General features: G+C 71.4%; 18 protein-coding genes, 1 rRNA gene and 1 pseudogene. 11 read left to right on the plus strand and 9 right to left on the minus strand.

The annotated features are described in order from the left end of the window. Positions 1 to 87 (plus strand): 5S ribosomal RNA (gene rrf, locus HDC93_RS33630); the annotation flags it as partial. 75 nt (positions 88 to 162) lie between these two features. On the opposite strand, the gene HDC93_RS33635 is transcribed toward rrf, so the two are convergent. The 5 genes from HDC93_RS33635 to HDC93_RS33655 are packed head-to-tail and all read right to left on the minus strand — an operon-like array spanning position 163 to position 5,788. Beyond that, on the minus strand, positions 163 to 1,473 hold the full coding sequence (locus HDC93_RS33635) for a DUF58 domain-containing protein (protein ID WP_185014612.1): 1,311 nt from the start codon (positions 1,471 to 1,473) through the stop codon (positions 163 to 165). Continuing rightward, positions 1,473 to 2,462: a MoxR family ATPase gene (locus tag HDC93_RS33640; protein ID WP_185014661.1), complete on the minus strand. Its 990-nt coding sequence runs from the start codon at positions 2,460 to 2,462 to the stop codon at positions 1,473 to 1,475. Before HDC93_RS33640 ends, HDC93_RS33635 begins: the two co-directional genes overlap by 1 nt. Further along, on the minus strand, positions 2,462 to 3,658 hold the full coding sequence (locus tag HDC93_RS33645; RefSeq protein WP_185014613.1) for a DUF4350 domain-containing protein: 1,197 nt from the start codon (positions 3,656 to 3,658) through the stop codon (positions 2,462 to 2,464). The genes HDC93_RS33640 and HDC93_RS33645 overlap by 1 nt, the downstream gene beginning before the upstream one ends. Then, entirely contained in the window at positions 3,655 to 4,422 is a 768-nt protein-coding gene (locus HDC93_RS33650; RefSeq protein ID WP_185014614.1) for a DUF4129 domain-containing protein, read from the minus strand. Before HDC93_RS33650 ends, HDC93_RS33645 begins: the two co-directional genes overlap by 4 nt. Before the next feature lie 4 nt (positions 4,423 to 4,426). Next, complete coding sequence (locus HDC93_RS33655) at positions 4,427 to 5,788, minus strand: proline-rich domain-containing protein (protein ID WP_185014615.1); 1,362 nt, start codon at positions 5,786 to 5,788, stop codon at positions 4,427 to 4,429. A gap of 140 nt (positions 5,789 to 5,928) precedes the next feature. Here HDC93_RS33655 and mtnA point away from each other — a divergent pair, with 140 nt between their 5' ends. The 7 genes from mtnA (at position 5,929) to HDC93_RS33690 (ending at position 15,220) form a co-directional block, all read left to right on the plus strand. Beyond that, positions 5,929 to 7,077, plus strand: a complete 1,149-nt coding sequence (mtnA, locus tag HDC93_RS33660; protein ID WP_185014616.1) for an S-methyl-5-thioribose-1-phosphate isomerase — start codon at positions 5,929 to 5,931, stop codon at positions 7,075 to 7,077. Positions 7,078 to 7,387: 310 nt separating this feature from the next. Beyond that, the gene (mtrA, locus tag HDC93_RS33665; RefSeq protein WP_009188938.1) at positions 7,388 to 8,077 is read left to right on the plus strand and encodes a two-component system response regulator MtrA; all 690 of its coding nucleotides are present in this window, start codon (positions 7,388 to 7,390) and stop codon (positions 8,075 to 8,077) included. Between the two features lies 1 nt (position 8,078). Continuing rightward, positions 8,079 to 10,250, plus strand: coding sequence for an MtrAB system histidine kinase MtrB (gene mtrB, locus HDC93_RS33670; RefSeq protein ID WP_260419915.1), 2,172 nt, complete (start codon positions 8,079 to 8,081; stop codon positions 10,248 to 10,250). After that, a complete protein-coding gene (locus tag HDC93_RS33675) occupies positions 10,240 to 12,069 on the plus strand; it encodes an LpqB family beta-propeller domain-containing protein (protein ID WP_185014617.1) in 1,830 nt (609 codons plus the stop codon). The genes mtrB and HDC93_RS33675 overlap by 11 nt, the downstream gene beginning before the upstream one ends. A 269-nt stretch (positions 12,070 to 12,338) precedes the next feature. Then, on the plus strand, positions 12,339 to 13,262 hold the full coding sequence (locus tag HDC93_RS33680; RefSeq protein WP_185014618.1) for a ComF family protein: 924 nt from the start codon (positions 12,339 to 12,341) through the stop codon (positions 13,260 to 13,262). 310 nt (positions 13,263 to 13,572) lie between these two features. Then, a complete protein-coding gene (gene hpf / locus HDC93_RS33685) occupies positions 13,573 to 14,268 on the plus strand; it encodes a ribosome hibernation-promoting factor, HPF/YfiA family (RefSeq protein ID WP_185014619.1) in 696 nt (231 codons plus the stop codon). 205 nt (positions 14,269 to 14,473) lie between these two features. After that, positions 14,474 to 15,220 carry a response regulator transcription factor gene (locus HDC93_RS33690; protein ID WP_185014620.1) on the plus strand — a complete coding sequence of 249 codons (747 nt, stop codon included), beginning with the start codon at positions 14,474 to 14,476 and terminating at the stop codon, positions 15,218 to 15,220. Positions 15,221 to 15,265: 45 nt separating this feature from the next. Here HDC93_RS33690 and HDC93_RS33695 read toward each other — a convergent pair whose 3' ends face one another. Together HDC93_RS33695 and HDC93_RS33700 are read right to left on the minus strand one after the other, a co-directional pair. Continuing rightward, on the minus strand, positions 15,266 to 16,438 hold the full coding sequence (locus HDC93_RS33695) for a winged helix-turn-helix domain-containing protein (protein ID WP_185014621.1): 1,173 nt from the start codon (positions 16,436 to 16,438) through the stop codon (positions 15,266 to 15,268). A gap of 108 nt (positions 16,439 to 16,546) precedes the next feature. Continuing rightward, complete coding sequence (locus HDC93_RS33700; protein ID WP_185014622.1) at positions 16,547 to 17,113, minus strand: GNAT family N-acetyltransferase; 567 nt, start codon at positions 17,111 to 17,113, stop codon at positions 16,547 to 16,549. Between the two features lie 280 nt (positions 17,114 to 17,393). On the opposite strand from HDC93_RS33700, the gene secA reads away from it, so the two are divergent. After that, entirely contained in the window at positions 17,394 to 20,240 is a 2,847-nt protein-coding gene (gene secA, locus HDC93_RS33705; RefSeq protein WP_185014623.1) for a preprotein translocase subunit SecA, read from the plus strand. Between the two features lie 91 nt (positions 20,241 to 20,331). Here secA and HDC93_RS33710 read toward each other — a convergent pair. Both HDC93_RS33710 and HDC93_RS39835 read right to left on the minus strand, forming a co-directional pair. Further along, positions 20,332 to 20,556: pseudogene (locus tag HDC93_RS33710) on the minus strand (transposase); the annotation flags it as partial. A gap of 249 nt (positions 20,557 to 20,805) precedes the next feature. Next, on the minus strand, positions 20,806 to 21,126 hold the full coding sequence (locus HDC93_RS39835) for an Rv3235 family protein (RefSeq protein WP_398987428.1): 321 nt from the start codon (positions 21,124 to 21,126) through the stop codon (positions 20,806 to 20,808). Positions 21,127 to 22,271: 1,145 nt separating this feature from the next. Between HDC93_RS39835 and HDC93_RS33720 the strand changes: the two genes are divergently transcribed. After that, entirely contained in the window at positions 22,272 to 22,775 is a 504-nt protein-coding gene (locus HDC93_RS33720; protein WP_185014624.1) for a DUF6912 family protein, read from the plus strand. 69 nt (positions 22,776 to 22,844) lie between these two features. Further along, positions 22,845 to 23,522 carry an HAD family hydrolase gene (locus HDC93_RS33725; protein ID WP_185014625.1) on the plus strand — a complete coding sequence of 226 codons (678 nt, stop codon included), beginning with the start codon at positions 22,845 to 22,847 and terminating at the stop codon, positions 23,520 to 23,522. The last annotated feature ends 398 nt before the right edge of the window (positions 23,523 to 23,920 follow it).

Raw genomic sequence — 23,920 nt, forward strand, 5'->3', positions numbered from 1 at the left:
GGTTACATTCCGAACCCGGAAGCTAAGCCTTACAGCGCCGATGGTACTGCAGGGGGGACCCTGTGGGAGAGTAGGACGCCGCCGAACAATCATTGGGAAAACCCCCGCATCTTCGGATGCGGGGGTTTTCTGCGTTGGGCCCCCTTTCGGGGGCCCTATTTGTTACAGGCGTCCCGCGGATTTCAGTGCCAGATACGCGTCCGCGAGTGCCGGCGCGAGATCGTCCGGTGTGGCATCGACAACCGTGACGCCGTGGCGGCGCAGTTGTTCTGCGGTGCGGTGGCGTTCCGACTGGGCCTGGGCGGCTGCTGCAGCTTCGTAGACGGCGTCGGCATTGCCCCGGGACTTCGCCATGTCGGTGATGTGCGGGTCGGCCACTGATGCCAGCAATACCGTGTGACGCTGGGTGAGCTGGGACAGTACTGGGAACAGTCCCTCTTCGATGGGAGCTGCGTCCAGGGTGGTGAGCAGGACGACCAGGGAGCGGCGGGGGGACGTACGGAGAGCGGTGGCTGCGAGGCCCCGCGCGTCCGTTTCGACGAGCTCCGGCTCCAGCGTGGCCATCGCGTTGACCAGGGCGGGAAGGACGTCGCCCGCGGTGCGGCCCTGGACCAGGGCGCGGACTTTACGGTCGTAGGCGAGGAGGTCCACGCGGTCGCCGGCGCGGGAGGCGAGGGCTGCGAGGAGGAGGGCCGCGTCCATCGAGGCGTCGAGGCGCGGTGCGTCGCCCACGCGGCCGGCCGAGGTGCGGCCGGTGTCGAGGACCAGGAGGATGTGGCGGTCGCGCTCAGGGCGCCAGGTGCGTACGGCGACCGTGGTCTGCCGGGCTGTGGCGCGCCAGTCGATGGAACGGGTGTCGTCGCCGGGGACGTATTCGCGCAGGCTGTCGAACTCCGTGCCCTCGCCTCGGGTGAGGACGCTGGTGCGGCCGTCCAGTTCGCGCAGGCGGGCCAGCTTCGAGGGCAGGTGCTTGCGGCTGGTGAACGGGGGCAGGACGCGCACCGTCCATGGAGCCTTGTGGGTGCCCTGGCGGGCGAACAGGCCGAGGGGGCCGTACGAGCGGATCGTGATGCGGTCGGCCTGGCGGTCGCCTCGTCGGGTGGGGCGTAGGCGGGTCGTGATGCGGCGGCGTTCGCCCGGAGGGACCGTGAGGCGGTGGCGGGAGGCGGTCGTTTCCGTGCCGGGCTGCCAGCTGCTGGGGGGCCAGGCGTCGCGGAGCCGGGCGCGCAGGGGGCGGCGGGACGGATTGGTGAGGGTGAGGGTGACGTCCGCCGTCTCGCCGAGGCGTACGGAGGTGTCGCCGGAGCGGGTCAGGCCGAGGTGGCGCACGGGGGCGGCCAGTGCGAAGTCGCAGGCGCAGGCCACTGCCAAGGGGGTGTTGACCGCCAGGATGCCTGTCCAGCTGGGCTCCCAGATGCCGACGGGGAGGGAGCCCAGGGCCGCGAGCAGGGCGGCGCGTCCGGTGAGTGCCATCAGCGGGGGACGGGGACGTGGGCGAGGATCGCGTTGATGACGGAGTCGGCCGTCACGCCTTCCATTTCGGCCTCCGGGCGCAGTTGCACGCGGTGGCGGAGGGTCGGGAGGGCAAGGGCCTTCACGTCGTCGGGGATGACGTAGTCGCGGCCGGTCAGCCAGGCCCAGGCGCGGGCGGTGGCCAGGAGGGCCGTGGCGCCTCGGGGCGAGACGCCGAGGGTGAGGGACGGCGACTCGCGGGTGGCGCGGCAGATGTCGACGACGTAGGCGGTGATCTCCGGGGAGATCGTCGTCTTGGCGACCGCTGCGCGGGCTGCTGCCAGGTCGGCCGGGCCCGCTACGGGGCGTACGCCGGCGGCGTGGAGGTCTCGTGGGTTGAAGCCCTCGGCGTGGCGGGTCAGGACGTCGATCTCGTCCTGGCGGGAGGGGAGGGGGATGGTGAGTTTGAGGAGGAAGCGGTCCAGCTGGGCTTCCGGGAGGGGGTAGGTGCCCTCGTACTCGACCGGGTTCTGGGTCGCTGCGACCAGGAAGGGGTCGGGGAGGGGGCGGGGGGTGCCGTCGACGGTGACCTGGCGTTCCTCCATGGCCTCCAGGAGGGACGACTGGGTCTTGGGGGGCGTGCGGTTGATCTCGTCGGCGAGGAGGAGGTTGGTGAAGACGGGGCCGGGCTGGAAGGAGAACTCGGCGCTGCGGGTGTCGTAGACCAGGGAGCCGGTCACGTCGCTCGGCATGAGGTCGGGGGTGAACTGGACGCGCTTGGTGTCGAGTTCGAGGGCCGAGGCGAGGGCGCGGACCAGGAGGGTCTTGGCGACGCCGGGGACGCCTTCGAGGAGGACGTGGCCGCGGCAGAGCAGGGCGACGACGAGACCGGTGACGGCGGGGTCCTGGCCGACCACGGCCTTGGCGATCTCGGCGCGCAGGGCCTCCAGGGCGTCGCGGGCGGTGCCCGGGTCCCCGCTCGGCCCGGCGTTGTCAGTGGTCGGGTCCATCATGGACGGCGTACCTCTCTTTCGAGGGCGTCGAGTCGGTCGGCGAGTGCGATGAGTGCTGCGTCGTCGCTGGGCGGTGGTCCGAAGAGGAGGGCGTGCTGGTCCTGGCCGGCGCCGTGGAGGTGGGCGGACAGGGCGGGGAGCAGGGCCTCGGGCGTGTGTGCCTGGGCGATGGGGACACCTACGAGGGGGGCGAGGCGGGTGCGGGTGGTGGAGCGAAGAGCGTCGGCCGCGCGGTCGCGGGCGTCGGTCTTGCGGTAGAGGCGGGCGCGGCCTTCGGCGGTTTCGGAGGCGCGGATCGCGACGGGGAGTTTTTCGGGCACGAGGGGGCCCAGTCGGCGTGCCCTCCAGAGGGCGGCCAGGGCTGCGGCGACGAAGAGCTGCAGGGTGCCCCAGAGCCAGCCCGAGGGGAGCAGGTCGAAGAAGCTGCGTTCGTCGTCGGTGCCGTTGGCCGACGTGTCGGAGAGCGAGGGGAGGTACCAGACCAGATGGGGGCGGGAGCCGAGGAGTTGGAGCGCGAGCGAGGCGTTGCCCTGCTCGTCGAGGCGGTCGTTGAGGAGGATGTCGGGCGCGCCGAGGGCGATGGTGTCGCCGTTCCCCTTCTCGTCCGGGAGGCGGAGCAGGGTGGCCAGGCGTTCGCTGGGGTAGCACGCGTCGGCGCCGAGGTGGGTGGTGGTGTAGCGGACGCCGCCGGTGTCGGCGGTGCCTGCTCGTCGGGCGGCGGGCAGGGCGCAGTCGGGGGCGAGCGTGGAGTCCAGGCTGGTGGCGGGGTCTGCGGTGACGCCGGGGGCGAGCCGTTCGACGGAGGCGCTGCCGGAGGCGACCAGGACGGTGCGGCCGCCGGAGTCGGCGAACGCCGCCTGCAGACGGGTCTGCTGAGCGGGGGTCAGCAGGTCGGGGGCGGCAACCAGGAGGGTCGTGTCCGGGCCGGCTGCGGTGGCCGCCTCGTCCAGGGTGGTGACCACGCGGGTGTCCACGCCCCGGTCGGCCAGGAGTTCGGCGACGGCGCGGCTGCCTCCCGGGTCGGCGGAGCGCGGGTCGAGTTCGCCGTGGCGGGCGTCGGAGCGGACGACGGCGATGGCGACGGCTCCCGCGAGGAGCACCACGAGGGCGAGCGCGATGCCGCGCGCGCGGGTCCACACCTGGCGGGCGGTGGGCGAGGCCGGGGTGGACGTGAGGGTGGCCTCGGTGGTCATTCGGCGGCTCCCTGGCGGGTGTCGGGGGCCGTGGCGGCGCTGCTCGTCGCGAGCTGGGGCTTGGTGCGTTCCAGGTCGCGGTCGAGTTCCGCGATGCGGTGGTACGACTCCTCGGTCGCCGAGCGGCCCCCGTACGTCACGTCGTCGAAGTCGCGGGCGGCGGTGCGCAGTCGGTCGGTGTGGGCGGGCAGGGCCCGGCCGGCCTCGGCTGCGGCCTCGTCTGCGGTGCGGCCGGGGCGGACGTCGAGGAGGGCGCGTTCCTCCAGTGCACGGACGAGGGCGCGCATGCGTTCCTGGACGGCCTGGTTCCAGTGGCCCTGGGCGGCGTGTGCCTGGGCGGCGGAGCGGTGCTCAGCGGCGCTGCGAGGGCGGTCGTCGAACAGGGTTGCGGACGAGGTGGGTTGGCGGCGGGGGGTGCCCAAGCGCCACCACAGGGCTGCCAGGACCGCGACGACGGCCAGGATGATGACGATCAGGCCGAGTCTGCCGCCGGGGGTGGCGGTCGAGGCGGCGTTGAAGAGTTTGCCGAGCCATTCCCAGAAGGCGTCGAGGGCGCGCTGGAACAGGCTGGGGTCGTTCTCGTGGTACATCCGCTTGGACAGTTCGCGTCGGGCCGCCTCCCGCGCGGGGTCGCGCGGGATGGTGAGGGGCGGGTCGTCGGAGGAGCGGGCCGACGACAGCAGGGAGGTGTCGCCGGCGCTCAGCAGCGTCCGTATGCCGGCGCGTGGCAGCGCCGTTGTGAGAAGGTCCCCCGCCAGGCTCACCGCATCAGCTCCCCGGGGTGGCGCCGGGGGCGGTGGAGCCGTAGCCCTGGACACCGGCGGCGCGGGCCAGTTCGAGGTCGAGGGCCTCGCCGCGGATGCGCTGGTCGATGTAGAGGAGCACGGTGACGCCGGCCGTGATCGGGAACGTGATCATGGAGCCGATCACCGAGCCGATGCCGCTGATGATGAGGAACGACCAGCCGAGGCTGCCGACACCGGTGTTGAGCCAGCCGGTGAGGCCGTCGCCGCTCAGGGCCGCGGCGAGGAGGGTGAAGGGGATGACGATGATCGAGGCGACGACCTTCGCGATGAGCGTGGCGAGCAGCTGGATGCCGAAGATCCGCCACCAGGTGCCCTGGACGAGCTTCGCGGAGCGGCTCATGGCCTTCTTGATGCCCTGCTTCTCCAGCATGAGGGCGGGAGAGGCGAGGGAGAAGCGGATCGCCAGCCACAGGGCGACGATGCCGGCGCCGATGATGCCGAGGACGGTGAGGGCGACGCCGGCGCCGCTGCTCCCGGCGACGGTCACGAGGAGGCCGGGCAGGGCTCCCATGGTGACGACGCCGACGGTGATGAGCAGCAACACGCAGATGAGGCCGAACAGTTTGAGGATCTGAGGGCGGGCGTCCCGCCAGGCCTCGCCGATGGTCACCGACTTGCCGAGCACGGCGCGGCTGGTGACGGTCGTGAGCAGAGCGGTCGCGATGACGGTGCCGACCAGGGAGATCACGAAGACGACGGAGGAGTTGAGCAGGGCGTCGCCCATGGCGCGGCTCAGCTCGCCGAGGGTGGCGCTGGGGTCGTCGAGGGCGTCAGTGCTGGAGTCGTCCAGGACGAGGCCCTGGAAGAGGACGACGATGAGCACGGTGAGGACGGCGACGGTCAGAGAGATGCCCAGGACGGTGCGCCAGTAGGTGCGCATGGTGGAGACGGCGCCGTCGAGGACCTCGCCCACGCCGAGCGGGCGGAGCGGGATGACGCCGGGCTTGGCGGCGGGCGGGGGACCGCCCCAGCCGCCGCCCCAGCCGCCTGGGCGCCCGGGGGCGCCGTATCCGCCCTGGCCTGCGGGTCCGTGTCCGCCGGGGCCGTAGCCGCCGGGGGGCTGGTTGCCCCAGCCCGGGCCGGGGGGCGGGGGCGGGGGTGCCTGGCCGGGGACGGAGGGGCCGCTGGGGGCCGACCACTGGGCCGGCGGCGGCTGGTCCTTGGACCACTGCGGGCCGGGCCCCTGCGGGGCCTGGCCGGGCTGGGCCGGCTGGTCCGCGGGCTGTGCGGGGCGGTCGGTGGGCTCGGCGGGGCCGGACTGGTCCGGCTTCCGGCCGTCGGACGGGGCGGATCCGGGCGAGGCCCAGCCCGGAGTGTCGTTCATCGTCGCTCCTTCACGGTGCCCGTCCGCGGGCGCGGCGGCAGGTTGGCAGCCATCGTGCCATGGGGTGGTCTTGGAGTGACCGGCCGCGGTGTGGGCTGCGTACCTTCAATTGTCCGCTCGATCGGGGGCAGACTGACGGCATGGCTGATCAGTACGCGCACAGCGGCGATGACAAGCGGCCGACCGAGATCCCGGCGCTCCGCTGGGAAGAGCCACCGGAAGGCCCCGTTCTGGTCCTTCTGGACCAGACGAGGCTGCCTGCCGAGGAGGTCGAACTGGTCTGTACGGACGCGTCCGCACTCGTGGAGGCGATCCGTTCGCTGGCGGTGCGCGGGGCACCGCTGCTCGGCATCTCGGGAGCGTACGGCGTCGCGCTCGCCGCCATGCGGGGCTTCGATGTGGACGAGGCGGCGGCCGCGCTGGCGGGTGCCCGGCCGACCGCGGTGAACCTGGCCGTGGGCGTGCGCCGGGCGCACTCGGCGCACGAGGCGGCGCTCGCCAAGGGCGGAGACGTCCGGCAGGCGGCCGCGGCGGCGCTTGCCGCCGCGCGGCAGCTGCACCGGGAGGACGCCGAGGCCAGTGGGCGGATGGCCCAGCACGGACTGGCGCTGCTGGACGAGTTGCTGCCCGGCGGCGGGCACCGGGTCCTCACCCACTGCAACACCGGTTCGCTGGTGTCGGGCGGTGAGGGCACGGCGTTCGCGGTGGCGCTCGCGGCGCACCGGACGGGGCGGCTGCGGCGGCTGTGGGTGGACGAGACGCGGCCGTTGCTGCAGGGCGCCCGCCTGACGGCGTACGAGGCGGCTCGCAGCGGGATGGCGTACACGCTGCTCACCGACAGCGCGGCGGGGTCGCTGTTCGCTGCCGGGGAGGTGGACGCGGTGCTGATCGGGGCGGACCGCATCACGGCGGACGGTTCGGTGGCGAACAAGGTCGGGAGCTATCCGCTGGCGGTGCTGGCGCGGTATCACCATGTGCCGTTCATCGTGGTGGCGCCGGTGACGACGGTGGATCTGGACACGGCGGACGGGGCGTCCATCGAGGTGGAGCAGCGTCCCGGGCACGAGGTGACCGAGGTGACGGCGCCGCAGGTGCCGGTGGCCGGTACGGAGGCGGGCGGCGGGATACCGGTGGCGCCGCTGGGGACGCAGGCGTACAACCCGGCGTTCGACGTGACTCCGGCCGAACTCGTGACGGCGATCGTCACGGAGGAGGGCGTCGTTTCACCTGTGACCGCTGAGGCACTCGCCGAGGTGTGTGCGCGGTCGCAGAGGGTCACGGCGGGCTGAGCCGGGCGCTGTGGGGCCTGTGGCGGGTGTGTGGGGCTTGCACATGGTGCGGTCACGGCGGGCTGAGTCGACCGCTGCGGAGGGTGGGCGGTGCCGGAGCTGGCTCCGGCACCCTCGCTCGCCGGCTCTCCTCGGCCTCGATCCGTCCTGGGCCCCTTCGCCGTCGTTCCGGGCCCGGGAAAAGGGCCGCCGGTGCTCGCGTCGAGATCATCGGGGGGCGGGCGAGGGCAGACAGTAGCGCTTGCTGCGACTATGGTCACTGGCCGGTGACCTACCTCACCACTGCCTTCGCCGCTGTTATGAGAATGGGATGATGTCGTTTATGAAGGGACGAGTCCTGGTCGTCGACGACGACACCGCACTGGCCGAGATGCTCGGCATCGTGCTGCGTGGTGAGGGTTTCGAGCCGTCGTTCGTGGCCGACGGTGACAAGGCGCTGGCCGCGTTCCGTGAGGCCAAGCCCGATCTGGTGCTGCTCGACCTGATGCTGCCCGGCCGGGACGGCATCGAGGTGTGCCGTCTGATCAGGGCGGAGTCGGGCGTGCCGATCGTGATGCTGACCGCGAAGAGCGACACGGTCGACGTGGTCGTGGGCCTGGAGTCGGGCGCTGACGACTACATCGTGAAGCCGTTCAAGCCGAAGGAGCTGGTCGCCCGGATCCGGGCGCGGCTCCGCAGGTCGGAGGAGCCCGCTCCGGAGCAGCTCGCCATCGGTGACCTGGTCATCGACGTGGCGGGGCACTCCGTGAAGCGGGACGGGCAGTCGATCGCGCTGACGCCGCTGGAGTTCGACCTGCTGGTCGCGCTCGCGCGCAAGCCGTGGCAGGTGTTCACGCGCGAGGTGCTGCTGGAGCAGGTCTGGGGTTACCGGCACGCGGCGGACACGCGGCTGGTCAACGTCCATGTGCAGCGGCTGCGCTCCAAGGTCGAGAAGGACCCGGAGAAGCCGGAGATCGTGGTGACCGTCCGTGGCGTCGGGTACAAGGCAGGGCCGAGCTGACATGACCGGCGACAGTGCCGCTTCGGCGCCCGGCCGGTCCGGGTCCCGGCCGGAGCGGCCTGTCGGGCGGAAGAATCCCGGCTCCCGCTGGGCGCGGTTCCTGGAGAGCGGGCTGCTCCGGGGCGGGGTTCAGGGCAGCCCGGTCATCCGCCTGTTCATGCGGTGGGTGCGCCGGCCGCTGCTGCCCGTCATGCGGCTGTGGCGGCGCAACATCCAGCTCAAGGTCGTCGTCACGACGTTGCTGATGTCGCTGGGCGTAGTGCTGCTGCTGGGCTTCGTCGTCATCGGGCAGGTGCGCAACGGCCTGCTCGACGCCAAGGTGAAGGCGTCCCAGAGCCAGGCCACGGGTGGTTTCGCGGTGGCCAAGCAGCGGGCCGACGAGGCGGCGAGCGGCACCGGTGACGAGGCCGCCACCTCGGACGGGCGTCCCGCGCAGAACGTCACCCCGTGGATGAGCGACCTCGTGTCCTCGCTGTCCAGCGGCGGCCAGGGCGCCTTCGAGGTGGTGACGCTCCCGGCGTCCGACGCGGGAGGCGCGGGCGGCCGCGGGCAGCGTGCCTCCGGCGAGGTGGACTGGAGCAGGAGCGTCCCCGCCGACCTGCGCGAGCGGATCGGCAGCAGTACGACGGCCGCGCAGAGCTACACCCGCATCACGTACAACAACCCGACCAAGGACTCCCAGCCGGGTCTGGTCATCGGCAAGCAGGTCAACGACCCCAACGGCGACCCGTACCAGCTCTACTACCTCTTCCCGCTCACCCAGGAGGAGAAGTCGCTGAGCCTGGTCAAGGGCACGCTGGCGACGGCCGGGCTGTTCGTCGTGGTCCTGCTCGGGGCCATCGCCTGGCTCGTCGTGCGGCAGGTCGTCACGCCGGTGCGGATGGCGGCGGGAATCGCGGAGCGGCTGTCGGCCGGGCGGCTTCAGGAACGTATGAAGGTCACCGGCGAGGACGACATCGCGCGGCTCGGTGAGGCCTTCAACAAGATGGCGCAGAACCTTCAGCTGAAGATCAGCCAGCTGGAGGACCTGTCGCGGATGCAGCGCAGGTTCGTGTCGGACGTGTCGCACGAGCTGCGTACGCCGCTGACGACCGTACGGATGGCCGCGGACGTCATCCACGAGGCGCGGGTGGACTTCGATCCGGTGACCGCGCGGTCGGCAGAGCTGCTCGCCGATCAGCTGGACCGGTTCGAGTCGTTGCTCGCGGACCTGCTGGAGATCAGCCGGTTCGACGCCGGTGCCGCGGCGCTGGAGGCGGAGCCGATAGACCTCAGGAACGTCGTACGGCGGGTGGTCAGCGGGGCCGAGCCGCTCGCGGAGCGCAAGGGCACGCACATCCGGATCCTGGGCGACCAGCAGCCCGTGGTCGCCGAGGCCGACGCCCGGCGCGTGGAGCGCGTGCTGCGCAACCTCGTCGTCAACGCCGTCGAACACGGCGAGGGCAAGGACGTCGTCGTGAAGCTCGCGGCGGCGGGCGGTGCGGTCGCTGTGGCGGTGCGGGACTACGGGGTCGGGCTCAAGCCGGGCGAGGCGACCCGTGTGTTCAGCCGCTTCTGGCGGGCCGATCCGGCACGCGCGCGTACCACGGGTGGTACGGGCCTGGGTCTGTCCATCGCTCTGGAGGACGCGCGGCTGCACGGCGGCTGGCTGCAGGCGTGGGGCGAGCCGGGCGGTGGCTCTCAGTTCCGGCTGACGCTGCCCAGGACCGCCGACGAGCCGCTGAGGGGCTCTCCGATACCGCTGGAGCCCAAGGACTCACGGCGGAACCGGGGCCTCGACGACGCCGGGCTGCCATGTGGCGGCGGGGACGGCGAGAAGCGGGCGACCGTGCCGGCGCAGCCGGTGAGCGGGTCGGTGCCGCAGGGGGCGAAGCGGGACCCGATACCGCCGCGTGTCGCCCCCAGCGCGGACCCCACGGCGCTGCCCGGCAACGGTTCGCGCGTGGTGCCCAGGCCCGCCTCGGGCACGCGGCGGCAGGACACGTCACCGGCGGACGAGCAGTCGGGTTCCCGCGGGGCTGCGAGGGGCCGGGAAGGCCCCGGGCGCGACGAGGGTGACGGTGGCCGGGCCGGACGGGATCCGGTGGTGAACGGGCCGCCAGACGAGGGCAGCGGCCGGGAGAGCGAGCCGGGGGACGTGGACAGGCAAGGGGAGGCATCTCGTGGGCGCTGACCGCGAGGGGCGCGGCCGGCGCAGGCCCGCGCGCGTGATGGCGTACGCCGCCGGTGGCGTCCTGGTGCTGGCGGGGTGCGCCTCGATGCCGGACAGCGGAGATCTGCGGGGCGTGGAGTCCACGCCACGTCAGGAGACCCAGGTGCGGGTCTTCGCCGTGCCGCCGGGGGAGGACGCGCCGCCCTCGGAGATCGTGCAGGGCTTCCTGGAGGCGCTCACCAGCGACGACCCGCACTACAAGACCGCGCGCCAGTACCTGACCGGCGAGGCCGCGAAGGAGTGGCGGCCCGAGGCGTCCGCCACGGTGCTGACCGACGGACCCGGTGCCAAACCCGAGGCGGGCGGCGGCGGGGAGGACACAGGCGAGATCTCGTACATGCTGACCGGCACCAAGGTCGCCACCGTCGACGCACAGCAGGCCTACGCGCCGGCGACCGGGGCGTACGGCAGGAGCGTGCACCTGACGCAGGACAGCAAGCGGCAGTGGCGGATCGACGCGCTGCCGCAGGGTGTCGTCATCGGCGAGTCGGACTTCCTGCGCAACTACATGTCCGTGAGCAAGTACTACTTCGCCTCGAACAGCGTTGCGGCCGGGTCGAAGTCCCAGCCCACGGCGGTCGCCGACCCCGTCTACGTGCGCCGGCGCGTGGATCCCATGACACAGATGGTGAGCTCCCTGCTCAGTGGGCCCACGCGATGGCTCGGGCCCGTGGTCAGGTCGAGCTTCCCCACCGGTACGGCGCTGGCGAAGGACGTCGGCGCGCTGACGCCCGACGACCGGAACAAGCTGACGATCCCGCTCAACCACAAGGCGGCGGGCGTCGGCACCAACCAGTGCCAGGAGATGGCCGCCCAGATCCTGTTCACGCTGCGCAACCTCAGCCCGGCCGTGGACGAGGTCGGGCTGCGGGCCGGCGGATCGGAGCTGTGCTCGCTCACGCGCGGGGCGGCCGACGCGGCGGCCTCCCGGAGCTCGGCGCGCCACCCCGACTACCTGTACTTCGTGGACGGCAAGCACCGGCTCGTACGGATCCCCACGGGCAACAGCGGCACCGACCCGGACGCGGCGCCGGGGGCGCTCGGCGAGGGCGACACGGCGCTGCGGTCGGCGGCGGTCTCGCGTGACGAGCACACCGCGGCAGGGGTCAGTCTCGACGGCAGGTCGCTGTACGTGGGGTCGCTGGTCTCGGGCGGTTCGCTGGGCGAGCCGCTGCTGCGCAGCCAGGGCCGGGCCGAGAAGGACCGGCTGACGACGCCCAGCTGGGACGCGGACGACGGCCTGTGGGTGGCCGACCGCGACCCCGGGCATCCCCGGCTGCTCCTCTTCGAGGAGGGCAAGGGCGATCCGGTGGAGGTGCGGATGCCGCACCTGGACGGACGGATCCACTCCGTGCGGGTGGCCGCCGACGGGGTGCGCATCGCGCTCGTCGTGGAGAAGGGCGGCAAGAAGACCCTGTTCCTCGGGCTGATCGAGCGGGACGACAAGCCGGGTGGGAAGCCGGCCGTCAGTGTGGTCGAACTACGCTCCGCGACACCGGAGTTGGAGCAGGTCACCACTATGTCGTGGGCCGGGGACAGCCGGCTCGTGGTGGTCGGGCGCGAGCACGGTGGCGTCGAGCAGATGCGGTACGTCCAGGTCGACGGCTCCACGCCGGACGTGCCGGCGCCCGCGGCCCTGACGGGCGTCAAGGAGGTCACGGCTGCCGAGGACGACCGGTTGCCGCTGGTGGCGTACTCCGTGGACGGCATCGTCCGCCTTCCGTCGGGCGAGCAGTGGAAGAAGGTGACGGAGGGGACGGCGCCGGTCTATCCGGGGTGAGGTGTGAGCGTCCCGGTGGCAGATGTGGCCGGGGTGCTGGGGGTAGGTGGCCGTTCCTGCCGAGGTCGACTCGGGAGGGGCGGCCCGTGGTGTTTTCGGAGCCGCGAAGGGGGCCGCTGACCGTGGCTCTCGCGGGGGGGGGGGCGCTCCTACGGGGTCTACGGGGTCCGCTCGTGTGGGGGACGCGCTGGTGGTGGAGCGCTGGGTTGTCCACAGGCCGTTGTCCACAGGGGTGGCAGGGTCGGGCCCGTGTCGGCACAGTGGAAGTCATGCGGGGGTGGTGGCAGGACCTCACCGACCTGGTGCTGCCGGGCGAGTGCGGAGGTTGCGGAGTGCCTCGCACGGTGCTGTGCGCGCGGTGCCGTGCGGTGTTGTGCGGAGGGGCGGTGCACCGGGTGCGGCCGGTACCGGAGCCGCCCGGGTTGCCCGTGGTGCACGCGGCCGCCCGGTACGCGGACGAGGTCCGGGCGACGCTGCTGGCCCACAAGGAGCGCGGTGCCCTGGCGCTCGCCGGACCGCTCGGGGTGGCGCTGGCGGGGGCCGTGCGGGCGGGGCTCCGGCGCGCCTCGGCTCCCGCGGGGGCCGGGGTGGTGCGGTCGTGGGGCGGCAGGGCTCCTGTGCTGCTCGTGCCCGTGCCGTCCGGGCGGCGCTCCGTGCGGGCCCGGGGGCATGATCCGGCGCGGCGGATCGCGCTCGCGGCTGCGGGTGAGTTGCGGCGGAGGGGACTTCCGGCGCGGGTGGTCGGGGTGCTGCGGCAGCGGCGGGCCGTGGCCGACCAGTCGGGGCTCAACTCCCGGCAGCGGCTGGACAATCTCGCGGGCGCTCTGGCGGTGGCTCCCGCAGGGGCGCGGCTGCTCTGCGGGGGGCCGGTCGTCCTCGTCGACGACGTGATGACCACGGGCGCCTCCCTGGCGGAGGCCGCGCGAGCCGTGCGGGCGGCCCCGTCCGCGCCCGGGGGCCCGTTCGGGGCGTCGGGGCCGATTCCGAACGCTGCGTGGACTTCGGCCGTGTACGGGGGAGAGACGTGGGAAAGCAGAGAGGAACAGAACGTCGGATCAAGGCGGGAGAGGACAGGTCGGCGGCCCGCCCGGCAGGTAAACGCGGGCGCGGGTGACGCCGGCGGAGTCGTTGACGTGGTGTGCGCGGCAGTGGTCGCGGCCTCACCGGACTCTTTCGGAATAAACCGGAACTGACTGAGATCTTGTGTCGTTGCAGGTAACGAGAGGACCTATTCACCTGAACGGAGGTACGCCGCAGTAGAGGGTGACGGCATCCGCCCGGGCGAGATATGTTCGGTGAGAGGGAAAGCCGCAGGCCACACCTCTCACAACCGAATGCCGTGCTGCGGGTTTTTCATCATCACTCGCGACGGTGGAGTGGAGATCTCGCTCGCGGGGGAGGAGGTGGACGTCACCGAGTCCGAGGTTCCGGGACTCACCGGAGCCTGGTGCAAAAGGGAGACGCTCCGCACCGAAGCGGAGCGATCCGGGAACGGAGTTCTGCGTGGACATCGTCGTCAAGGGCCGCAAGACCGAGGTGCCTGAGCGGTTCCGGAAGCACGTGGCCGAGAAGCTGAAGCTGGAGAAGATCCAGAAGCTCGATGGCAAGGTGATCAGCCTCGACGTCGAGGTGTCCAAGGAGCCGAACCCCCGGCAGGCCGACCGTTGCGACCGAGTGGAGATCACGCTCCGCTCCCGCGGTCCGGTGATCCGGGCGGAGGCAGCGGCGAGCGATCCGTACGCGGCGCTCGACCTGGCGGCGGAGAAGCTGGAAGCCCGACTGCGCAGGCAGCACGACAAGCGGTATTCGCGCCGTGGTGCGCGCCGGATCCCGGCCGCCGAGGTCGCTGACCACGTCCCGGGTGTGGCGACGCTCAACGGAAACGGACTCGTGCCGGCTCCCGAGGAGGAGCGCGAGGCCGTACCCACGAAGAAGATCGGCTCGCTGGAAGTGCAGGGTGACGGCCCCATCGTCGTCCGCGAGAAGACCCACGTCGCAGCGCCCATGACCCTCGACCAGGCTCTCTACGAGATGGAACTGGTCGGGCACGACTTCTATCTGTTCGTCGACTCCGAGACCAAGGAACCGAGTGTCGTCTACCGACGGCACGCCTATGACTACGGCGTGATCCACCTCAGCACGGACACGATGGTCACCCAGGCGCACTCCCCGGACGCGGGCGGTGCGCTCGGCGGCTGACCATGCCGGGTGACAGCGGAACAGGTGCCCCTGGAGCGCGTGTGCGCCCCCAGGGGCACCCCCGTGCGACCACTTCGAGCCCCGCTCCGGCACCCCGGTGCCGTCCGGGCATGAAATCATGGTGGCCACGGCCCAACCGGTGGGTCGTTGCTCTGGGTTGGCGATGGCTCAGGACCTCAGGCCACAGCCTTCAGGGGGAGGAACGATGGCGGACAGCTTCGGACCGGTGCGTGACGAGGATGCCGACGACGGCGTCGTCGGCATGGGCCCCGACTCGGGGACTCCACGCAAGGAACCGATCAGAGTCCTCGTGGTGGACGACCACGCCCTGTTCCGCCGTGGCCTGGAGATCGTGCTCGCGGCCGAGGAGGACATCCAGGTCATCGGGGAGGCGGGCGACGGCGCCGAGGCCGTCGAGAAGGCCGCCGACCTGCTGCCCGACATCGTCCTGATGGACGTGCGGATGCCCAAGCGGGGCGGCATCGAGGCGTGCACCTCCATCAAGGAGGTGGCACCCAGCGCCAAAATCATCATGCTGACGATCAGCGACGAGGAAGCCGATCTCTACGACGCCATCAAGGCGGGTGCGACCGGCTATCTCCTCAAGGAGATCTCCACCGACGAGGTCGCCACCGCCATTCGCGCCGTGGCCGACGGGCAGTCGCAGATCAGCCCGTCCATGGCGTCGAAACTCCTCACGGAGTTCAAGTCGATGATCCAGCGCACGGACGAACGCCGGCTGGTGCCCGCGCCGCGCCTGACCGACCGCGAACTGGAAGTCCTGAAGCTGGTCGCCACGGGAATGAACAACCGCGACATCGCCAAGGAGTTGTTCATTTCCGAGAACACCGTGAAGAACCACGTCCGCAACATCCTGGAGAAGCTGCAGCTGCACTCCAGGATGGAAGCGGTGGTGTACGCGATGCGGGAGAAGATCCTCGAGATCCGTTAGGGACCGGTCTCGCCCAGGGACCGGGCTCGGCCAGAGCCCTCGGTCTCAGCCGAGGAGGCCGGCGAGTTCCTTCGTCAGGGGCTCGCGCAGGTCAGGTGCGTCGACCCGCTCCACGCGGACGGTCGTGCAGTCCACCCAGGTCGCCGCCTCCGCCAGGGCCTGGGCGACCGCCGGCACGGCCTTCGGGCCGTCCAGCGTGACCTGCTTGGCCACCAGCGTGCGGCCCTCGCGGGCCGGGTCCACGCGGCCGACGAGACGCCCTCCGGCCAGCACCGGCATCGCGAAGTAGCCGTACACGCGCTTCTGTTTGGGGACGTAGGCCTCCAAGCGGTGGGTGAAGCCGAAGATCCGCTCCGTGCGCGCCCGCTCCCAGATCAGGGAGTCGAAAGGCGACAGGAGCGTGGTGCGGTGGCGGCCGCGCGGCGGCGTTTCGAGGGCCGCGGGGTCGGCCCAGGCCGGCTTGCCCCAGCCCTCGACCGAGACCGGGACCAGGCCCGATTCCGCGATCACCGCGTCGACCTGCTCGCCCTTGAGCCGGTGGTAGTCGGCGATGTCCGCGCGGGTGCCGACCCCGAGGGAACGGCCCGCCAGGCGGACCAGGCGGCGCAGGCACTCGGTGTCGTCCAGCTCGTCGTGCAGCAGCTTCTTGGGGACGGCACGCTCGGCGAGGTCGTAGAGGCGCTTCCAGCCTCGGCGCTCCACGCAGACCACCTCGCCGTACATCAGGGCGCGTTCGACGGCGACCTTGGAGCCGGACCAGTCCCACCAGTCGCTCGTCCTCTTCGCGCCGCCCAACTCCGTCGCGGTGAGGGGGCCTTCGGAGCGGAGCTGCTTGATGACCTGGTCGTAGGCGCCGTCGGGGAGATCGTGGTTCCAATGCGGGCGGTTGCGGTAGGCGCGGCGGCGGAAGGCGAAGTGGGGCCACTCCTCGATGGGGAGGATGCAGGCGGCATGGGACCAGTACTCGAAGGAGTGCGTGTCCTGCCAATAGGCGTCCTCGACCGTCTTGCGGCCCACCGCGCCCAGGCGGGCGTACGGCACGAGTTCGTGGGAGCGGGCCAGGACCGAGATCGTGTCGAGCTGTATCGCGCCCAGGTGGCGGAGGATGCCGCGGACGCCGGAGCGGCGGTCGGGCGCGCCGAGGAAGCCTTGGGCGCGGAGCGCGATTCTGCGGGCCTCGTCGGCGGAGAGGTCTGCGACGGTGCGCGGGGTGGTCATGGCCGCAGAGTAGGGGGTGGGACTGACAACGGGGTGTGACCTGCGGGTCTGCCCGGGCGGGCCGGTCAGCGCGCCGGCAGGTACGGCGCCGCCGAACGGGCGGGCCGGTCAGCGCGCCGGCAGGTACGGCGCCGTTGACGGGAGGCCCATGTCCGAGGGGAGCAGGGAACCCACCCAGATGTCCCGGCGTACTCCCTTGTTGTTCATCGCTGAGCGCAGCGTGCCCTCGATCGTGAAGCCCGCTCGTTCCGCCACCGCGCGGGACGCCCGGTTCCCCACCTCCGCACGCCATTCGACGCGGTCGAGGGCGGCGTGGGTGAAGGACCAGCGGCAGGCGGCGAAGGCGGCCTCGGTGACGTAGCCGTTGGCGCGGTGCTCCTTCGTGGCCCAGAAGCCGATCTCGCCCATGCCCAGGGCGCGCAGGGTGATGCCGAGCATGCCCGCCAGTTCTCCGGAGTGCAGGAAGACGCCGAAGGTGAACATGGAGCCGTCCGCCCAGCCGTCGGGGACCAGTTGTTCCGTGAAGCTCCGGGCGTGCTCGCGCAGGTAGGGCGAGGGGATCGTGGTCCAACGCCGGATGTCGGGGTCCTGGCAGGCGTCGTACACCGCGTCGGTCTCCTGGGAGCCGACCGTGCGCAGCAGGAGACGGTCCGTGGTGAGGGTGACGGGGTCCATCGACTGATTCTGCTCGGATGCCCGTCACGACGCCATGTCTTCGCCGTCAGTGAAGGGGTGGTCACGCGTTGTGCAATTCGGTGGGGAGGTGCGGCACTATCCGAGGGGGCCGCACGTTGTCCCCTTTGAAGCAGACGTGAATCAGAATTGAAGCAGCGGACGGTCGCCGTCACGGCAGGCCCTCCCGGCGCGGCGGGGTCCTCGCATACGATGGCCGTTGCTCAGTGAGTCAAGTGGTAACCGACCGTCCCAGGCCCGACCGGCAAGGAGACCAACCCCCGTGTCCGTCCTCTCGAAGATCATGCGTGCAGGCGAAGGCAAGATCCTGCGCAAGCTGCACCGCATCGCGGACCAGGTCAACTCCATCGAAGAGGACTTCGTCGACCTCTCCGACGCCGAGCTGCGCGCCCTCACCGATGAGTACAAGCAGCGCTACGCCGACGGCGAGACCCTGGACGACCTGCTGCCCGAAGCGTTCGCCACCGTCCGCGAGGCCGCCAAGCGCGTCCTCGGCCAGCGTCACTACGACGTGCAGATGATGGGTGGCGCGGCCCTGCACATGGGCTACGTGGCCGAGATGAAGACCGGTGAGGGCAAGACCCTCGTCGGCACCCTGCCGGCGTACCTGAACGCCCTGTCCGGCAAAGGCGTCCACATCATCACGGTCAACGACTACCTGGCCGAGCGCGACTCCGAGATGATGGGCCGCGTCCACCGGTTCCTGGGCCTCGAGGTCGGCTGCATCCTCGCCAACATGACGCCGGCTCAGCGCCGCGAGCAGTACGCCTGCGACATCACGTACGGCACGAACAACGAGTTCGGCTTCGACTACCTGCGCGACAACATGGCGTGGTCCCAGGACGAGCTCGTCCAGCGCGGCCACAACTTCGCCATCGTCGACGAGGTCGACTCCATCCTCATCGACGAGGCCCGCACGCCGCTGATCATCTCCGGCCCGGCCGACCAGGCCACCAAGTGGTACGGGGACTTCGCCAAGCTGGTCAAGCGCCTCAAGCGCGGCGAGGCCGGCCAGCCGCTCAAGGGTCTCGAGGAGACCGGCGACTACGACGTCGACGAGAAGAAGCGCACGGTCGCCATCCACGAGTCAGGTGTCGCCAAGGTCGAGGACTGGCTGGGCATCGACAACCTCTACGAGTCGGTGAACACCCCTCTGGTGGGCTACCTGAACAACGCCATCAAGGCCAAGGAGCTCTTCAAGAAGGACAAGGACTACGTCATCATCGACGACGAGGTCATGATCGTCGACGAGCACACCGGACGTATCCTCGCGGGCCGCCGCTACAACGAGGGCATGCACCAGGCGATCGAGGCCAAGGAAGCGGTGCCGATCAAGGACGAGAACCAGACGCTCGCCACGATCACCCTTCAGAACTTCTTCCGCCTCTACAAGCGCCACGACCACAACGAGAAGGAACAGCCCGGCCTCTGCGGCATGACCGGTACGGCCATGACTGAGGCCGCCGAGTTCCACCAGATCTACAAGCTCGGCGTGGTGCCCATCCCGACGAACCGGCCGATGGTCCGCAAGGACCAGTCGGACCTGATCTACCGGACCGAGGTCGCCAAGTTCGAAGCGGTCGTCGACGACATCGAGGAGAAGCACCGCAAGGGCCAGCCGATCCTCGTCGGCACGACCTCCGTCGAGAAGTCCGAGTACCTCTCGCAGCAGCTCAGCAAGCGCGGCATCCAGCATGAGGTGCTCAACGCCAAGCAGCACGACCGGGAGGCGACGATCGTCGCCCAGGCCGGCCGCAAGGGCGCCGTCACCGTGGCCACCAACATGGCCGGCCGTGGTACGGACATCAAGCTCGGCGGCAGCCCGGAGGACCTCGCCGAAGCGGAGCTGCGCCAGCGCGGCCTCGACCCCGAGGAGCACATCGAGGAGTGGGCGCACGCCCTGCCCGAGGCGCTCGAGCGGGCCGAGAAGGCCGTCCAGAACGAGAAGGACGAGGTCGAGAAGCTCGGCGGGCTCTACGTGCTGGGCACCGAGCGGCACGAGTCGCGGCGTATCGACAACCAGCTGCGCGGTCGTTCCGGCCGACAGGGCGACCCGGGCGAGTCCCGCTTCTACCTCTCCCTCGGCGATGACCTGATGCGGCTGTTCAAGGCCCAGATGGTCGAGCGCGTGATGTCGATGGCGAACGTCCCGGACGACGTGCCGATCGAGAACAAGATGGTCACGCGCGCGATCGCCTCCGCCCAGTCGCAGGTCGAGCAGCAGAACTTCGAGACCCGTAAGAACGTCCTGAAGTACGACGAGGTCCTCAACCGCCAGCGCGAGGTCATCTACGGCGAGCGGCGCCGCGTCCTGCAGGGCGAGGACCTGCACGAGCAGGTGCAGCACTTCATGGACGACACCATCGACGCCTACGTCCAGGCCGAAACCGCCGAGGGCTTCCCCGAGGACTGGGACCTCGACCGGCTGTGGGGCGCCTTCAAGCAGCTCTACCCGTGCAACGTCACCGTCGAGGAGCTGGAGGAGGCGGCAGGCGACCGCGCCGGGCTGACCGCCGAGTTCATCGGCGACTCCATCAAGGACGACATCCACGACCAGTACGCGGCGCGTGAGGCGCAGCTCGGCTCCGAGATCATGCGCGAGCTGGAGCGCCGGGTCGTGCTGTCGGTCCTGGACCGCAAGTGGCGCGAGCACCTCTACGAGATGGACTACCTCCAGGAGGGCATCGGCCTGCGCGCCATGGCGCAGAAGGACCCGCTGGTCGAGTACCAGCGCGAGGGCTTCGACATGTTCACCGCCATGATGGAGGGCATCAAGGAGGAGTCCGTCGGCTACCTGTTCAACCTGGAGGTCCAGGTCGAGCAGCAGGTCGAGGAGGTCCCGGTCGAGGACACCAAGCCGGTGGCCGACCTCGAGAAGCAGGACGCGGTGCCGGCACAGGCGGGCTCCCGGCCGGAGATCCGCGCCAAGGGGCTCGACGTCCCGCAGCGGCGCAACCTGCACTTCTCCGCGCCGACGGTCGACGGCGAGGGCGGCACCATCGAGGGTGACTTCACCGAGGACGGCGAGCCGGTGCGCTCCGAGGCCGACGGCCTGACGCGTGCGGAGCGGCGCAAGCAGTCGCGGGGCCGGGGCCGTCGCAAGAAGTGACGGTTGCCGGGGCGCCGTAGCGGCTTGAGGGGCAGGACACCCTCAGGGACGCTGTTGGCTTAATGCCCAGCCCTGATGCTTCGCCCCGTCGTTATGCGGCGGGGCGAAGTGCTGCCAGTGGGCTGGTGCGGGTCCGGGCGTGGGGCTTGTCGCTGAGCCAGGCGCTGATGCGGATGAGGTTGATCGCGGCGCCGGTGAGCTGGTGCAGGAGGCTGGTCTTGCCGAGTCCGCGGTAGCGGGATCTGCGCAGGCCGCAGGCTCGCACTCCTTGGGAGATGGTTCCTTCGACCCCGGCACGGATCTTGTAGCGGTCCTTCCCCAGAACACCCAGCTCATCACGCACCCGGATCGCCAGGCTGCCCTTCGGGAAAGCCGCCCGGGCCACCCGCACCGTCTCCACCGGGATCTCCCCCGGCTCCCGCGGCTGCATCGACATCGACACCCTCCCCATACGACAACGTCGGCTCCCACGACCACAACAAGGTCTTGGGAGCCGACGTCACGCGAAGGCCGGGATTAACCAACAGCGTCCCTGAGGGTGTCCGGCCCCTTGGCTCTGTGCGCCTCAGTCGGACTCCGGGCAGGGCGGGCGGGGGCCGAGTTCCACCGCCGTGCAGCGCCAGCGGAGGTCCTGGCCGAGTTCGAGGCGGAAGGCCATGGCGCGCAGCCGGTCACCGGCGCCGACGCGTGCGAAGGCCTCGATGGCGCCCGGGCGCGGTTCGAAGTAGCCGATGTCGCGTACGACGGGGCGGGCGCCACGGGTGCGCAGGGGGCCGCGTTCGGCCAGCCAGGCCAGTTCGTCGTAGGCCCGGCCGCGGGTGTGGCGCAGCATCGAGTGGACGGGGCGGTGGCCGCTCAGGACGGCGACGAGGAGATCGGCGAACACGTCGGTGGGCAGGGGCTGGGGGATCGCCGCCTGCCGGGATCCTTGAGCCGGGACGCGTGGTGCGGCTTCGGTGGAGGTGGAGGCCGGGGCGGCGAGGTCCGTGCCCGGCGCCCGGGTGGCGGCGGTCTCCGGGGCCCTGCGGGGGGCTGTGCGGGTCGGGGCGAGGGTCGGTGGGCGAGTGTCCGCCGGGCGCGTGCGGGAGGCCCTGGCGCGAGCGGAGGCGGGTGGACGACCGCCCGCAGCCGAAGACCGGGAGCGCCCGCTGCCGGGGGAACGCGGAGGTGCGGCAGCGGCGAGGGCGGGCGGGGCGGATCCGGGACCGGCGGGGGTCCGGGGTGTGGTGCTTGGGGATCGGCGGGGTGCTGCGCTGCCGGGGGTGTGGGGTGTGGGGTTCGCGGGGGTGTGGGGGGCGGTGCGGGCCGGGGTGTCGGGTGCGGTGCTGCCGGGAGTGGCGGGTGTGGTGCGCGCGGAGGTGCCGGGTGCGGTGCTCGCAGGTCGGCGGGGCGCTGCGCTGCCGGGGGTGTGGGGGGCGGTGCGGGCCGGGGTGTCGGGTGCGGTGCTGCCGGGAGTGGCGGGTGCGGTGCTCCCGGATGCGCGGGGCGCTGTGGTGCCGGGGGTGCGGGGTGTGGGGTTCGCCGGAGGCTGTGGGGCGGCGGCGTCGGCGGGTACGCCGGGTGCGGTGCTCGCAGAGCGGCGGAGCGCTGCGCTGCCGGAGGCAGGCGAGGGCGTGCCGGGTGCTGTGGTCCCGCGGGAGGCGGACGTCGGGGAGTGGGGCGTCGGGCGGTGGTGGGTCCTGGTCATGACCTTGTGCATGGGGTCCCCGTTTCGTGGGCCCGGCTGATACCGGGGAGTAACTTCGGGTGGTGATCTTGTACGGGGCCGACGGGGGCCGGGGCAAGGAAGCGGGACCTCGTTCGCGGGCGCCGGAATCTTCACCTATCCGGGTGATGTCGGGGGCGTGGAGCCCGAGATCGCGGGAGTGTGCCGGGTGAATTCCGGGCTTGCAGTGGACGCGTCCGGCGCCCCGGGCCGGGACTCGAAAGGGGACGCCCCGCACGTATCCTGAAGGCCCTCCCGGAGCTCCCCGGAGCTCCCCGGAGCTCTCTTGACCACGACCATGACGACGACCACGAAAGCGGCCAGCCATGCGTGTCTACGTGCCCCTGACCCTCCCCGGTCTCGCCGAGGCGTACAGGACGGGTGAGCTGGGTGCCGGCGGGTTCGTCGCCTACGCCGTGACGCCAGGGCTGCGCGACTGGTACGCCTCCGAGGACATCGAGGAACTGGAGTACGCGGCGCTCGGCCGGGCCGCGCTGGCCTCGCTGCGTCTGCTGGCGGCCGAGCCCGACGCCCCGCGGCGCCGGATCGTGATCGCCGTCGACGTGCCCGACCGGGCCGCGAGCGCGGATCACGACCCGGCGGAGCCGGGGGAGGTGCGGGTGGCGGGGCCGGTACCGTTGGGCAGGGCCGCGTCCGTGCACGTCGACGCGGCGGACGCGCAGGCCGGGGTGACGGCGGCCGCCGAGGCGCTGCCGGCGGCGGACCGCGGGGACGACGACGCGCAGTCCGTCGTGGACGGCGCCGAGGACCACGAGCTGCTGTGGTTCGCCACGCAGGAGATCGCGAACCTGGTGGGCCACGGAGGCTGAACCGGCCGCAAAGGGCGCGTCGAGGTGCCGTTCTCTTGATTGTCAGTGCGGGCGGGTACGTTTTCGGGCATGGGGATGAAGACGGGCGCGCACATCGTCTGGGACTGGAACGGGACGCTGTTCCACGACATCGACGCGATCATCGGGGCGACGAACGCGGCCTTCGCCGAACTGGGGCTGGAGCCGCTGACGCTGGAGAAGTACCGGGAGCTGTACTGCGTACCGGTGCCGAAGTTCTATGAGCGGCTGATGGGGAGGCTGCCGACCGAGGCCGAGTGGGAGGCCATGGATGACATCTTCCACCGGTACTACGCCGAGCACCGGACGGCGTGCGGGCTGACGGCGGGGGCCATGGAGCTGCTGGCCGGGTGGCGTTCGGCGGGGCGCAGCCAGTCGATCCTGAGCATGTACGTGCACGAGGAGTTGGTTCCGCTGGTGCGCGGGTTCGGCATCGAGCCGCACTTCATACGGGTGGACGGGCGGACCGGGCCGTCGGGGGGCAGCAAGGCCGAGCACATGGTGCGGCACCTGGCGTCGCTGAGCGGGGTGGCGCCGGAGCGGACCGTGGTGATCGGGGACGCGGCGGACGACGCGGTGGCCGCGCTGCACGTCGGGGCCCGGGCCGTGCTGTACACAGGCGGGTCGCACAGTCGGGTGAGTCTGGAGACCGTCGGTGTTCCTGTCGTGGACACGCTTGAGGAAGCGGTTGCCGAGGCGGAGCGGCTCGCGGCCGACGGGCGCACCTGACCGGAACCGGTAGCGGCACTGTGCAGAACGTCAAACTTCCAGGGCTGGTTTTGTACACATACGGCTCATGACGGAGCCCCTGTAGGGAGCGATAGCCTTGGTGGCGTGATCAGCGCGATAGTTCGCGGGGACGTCATCGTCCCTGCCCTGCGCCCGGAGAGCACGGACGACATCCGTGACCGGGCGGCGGTCGCTGGTCTTCGCGGGCGGGACGTGGCATCGAGGACTCCCGGGACCCCGAGCATCACCTGGATTCGGGCGTCGCAGAGAGCAGCGTCACACCGGTGGAGCAGCTCAAGAATGGCTCAGACACCCCCGCTCATCTCACCTTGCGGCATAGCGTCGGCACAGACCGGATACCCCGTGTCACGACGTGAGGTCGTAAGCGCAGAGGCCGT

The organism is Streptomyces sp. AK010 (genome assembly GCF_014207295.1).
GTDB lineage: Bacteria > Actinomycetota > Actinomycetes > Streptomycetales > Streptomycetaceae > Streptomyces > Streptomyces massasporeus.

Coding starts and splice junctions, on each gene's coding strand:
- HDC93_RS33635 (WP_185014612.1), bottom strand. CDS start 1,473: ATGGCACTCACCGGACGCGCCGCCCTGCTCGCGGCCCTGGGCTCCCTC.
- HDC93_RS33640 (WP_185014661.1), bottom strand. CDS start 2,462: ATGGACCCGACCACTGACAACGCCGGGCCGAGCGGGGACCCGGGCACC.
- HDC93_RS33645 (WP_185014613.1), bottom strand. CDS start 3,658: ATGACCACCGAGGCCACCCTCACGTCCACCCCGGCCTCGCCCACCGCC.
- HDC93_RS33655 (WP_185014615.1), bottom strand. CDS start 5,788: ATGAACGACACTCCGGGCTGGGCCTCGCCCGGATCCGCCCCGTCCGAC.
- mtnA (WP_185014616.1), top strand. CDS start 5,929: ATGGCTGATCAGTACGCGCACAGCGGCGATGACAAGCGGCCGACCGAG.
- mtrA (WP_009188938.1), top strand. CDS start 7,388: ATGATGTCGTTTATGAAGGGACGAGTCCTGGTCGTCGACGACGACACC.
- mtrB (WP_260419915.1), top strand. CDS start 8,079: ATGACCGGCGACAGTGCCGCTTCGGCGCCCGGCCGGTCCGGGTCCCGG.
- HDC93_RS33680 (WP_185014618.1), top strand. CDS start 12,339: ATGCGGGGGTGGTGGCAGGACCTCACCGACCTGGTGCTGCCGGGCGAG.
- HDC93_RS33690 (WP_185014620.1), top strand. CDS start 14,474: ATGGCGGACAGCTTCGGACCGGTGCGTGACGAGGATGCCGACGACGGC.
- HDC93_RS33695 (WP_185014621.1), bottom strand. CDS start 16,438: ATGACCACCCCGCGCACCGTCGCAGACCTCTCCGCCGACGAGGCCCGC.
- HDC93_RS33700 (WP_185014622.1), bottom strand. CDS start 17,113: ATGGACCCCGTCACCCTCACCACGGACCGTCTCCTGCTGCGCACGGTC.
- HDC93_RS33720 (WP_185014624.1), top strand. CDS start 22,272: ATGCGTGTCTACGTGCCCCTGACCCTCCCCGGTCTCGCCGAGGCGTAC.
- HDC93_RS33725 (WP_185014625.1), top strand. CDS start 22,845: ATGGGGATGAAGACGGGCGCGCACATCGTCTGGGACTGGAACGGGACG.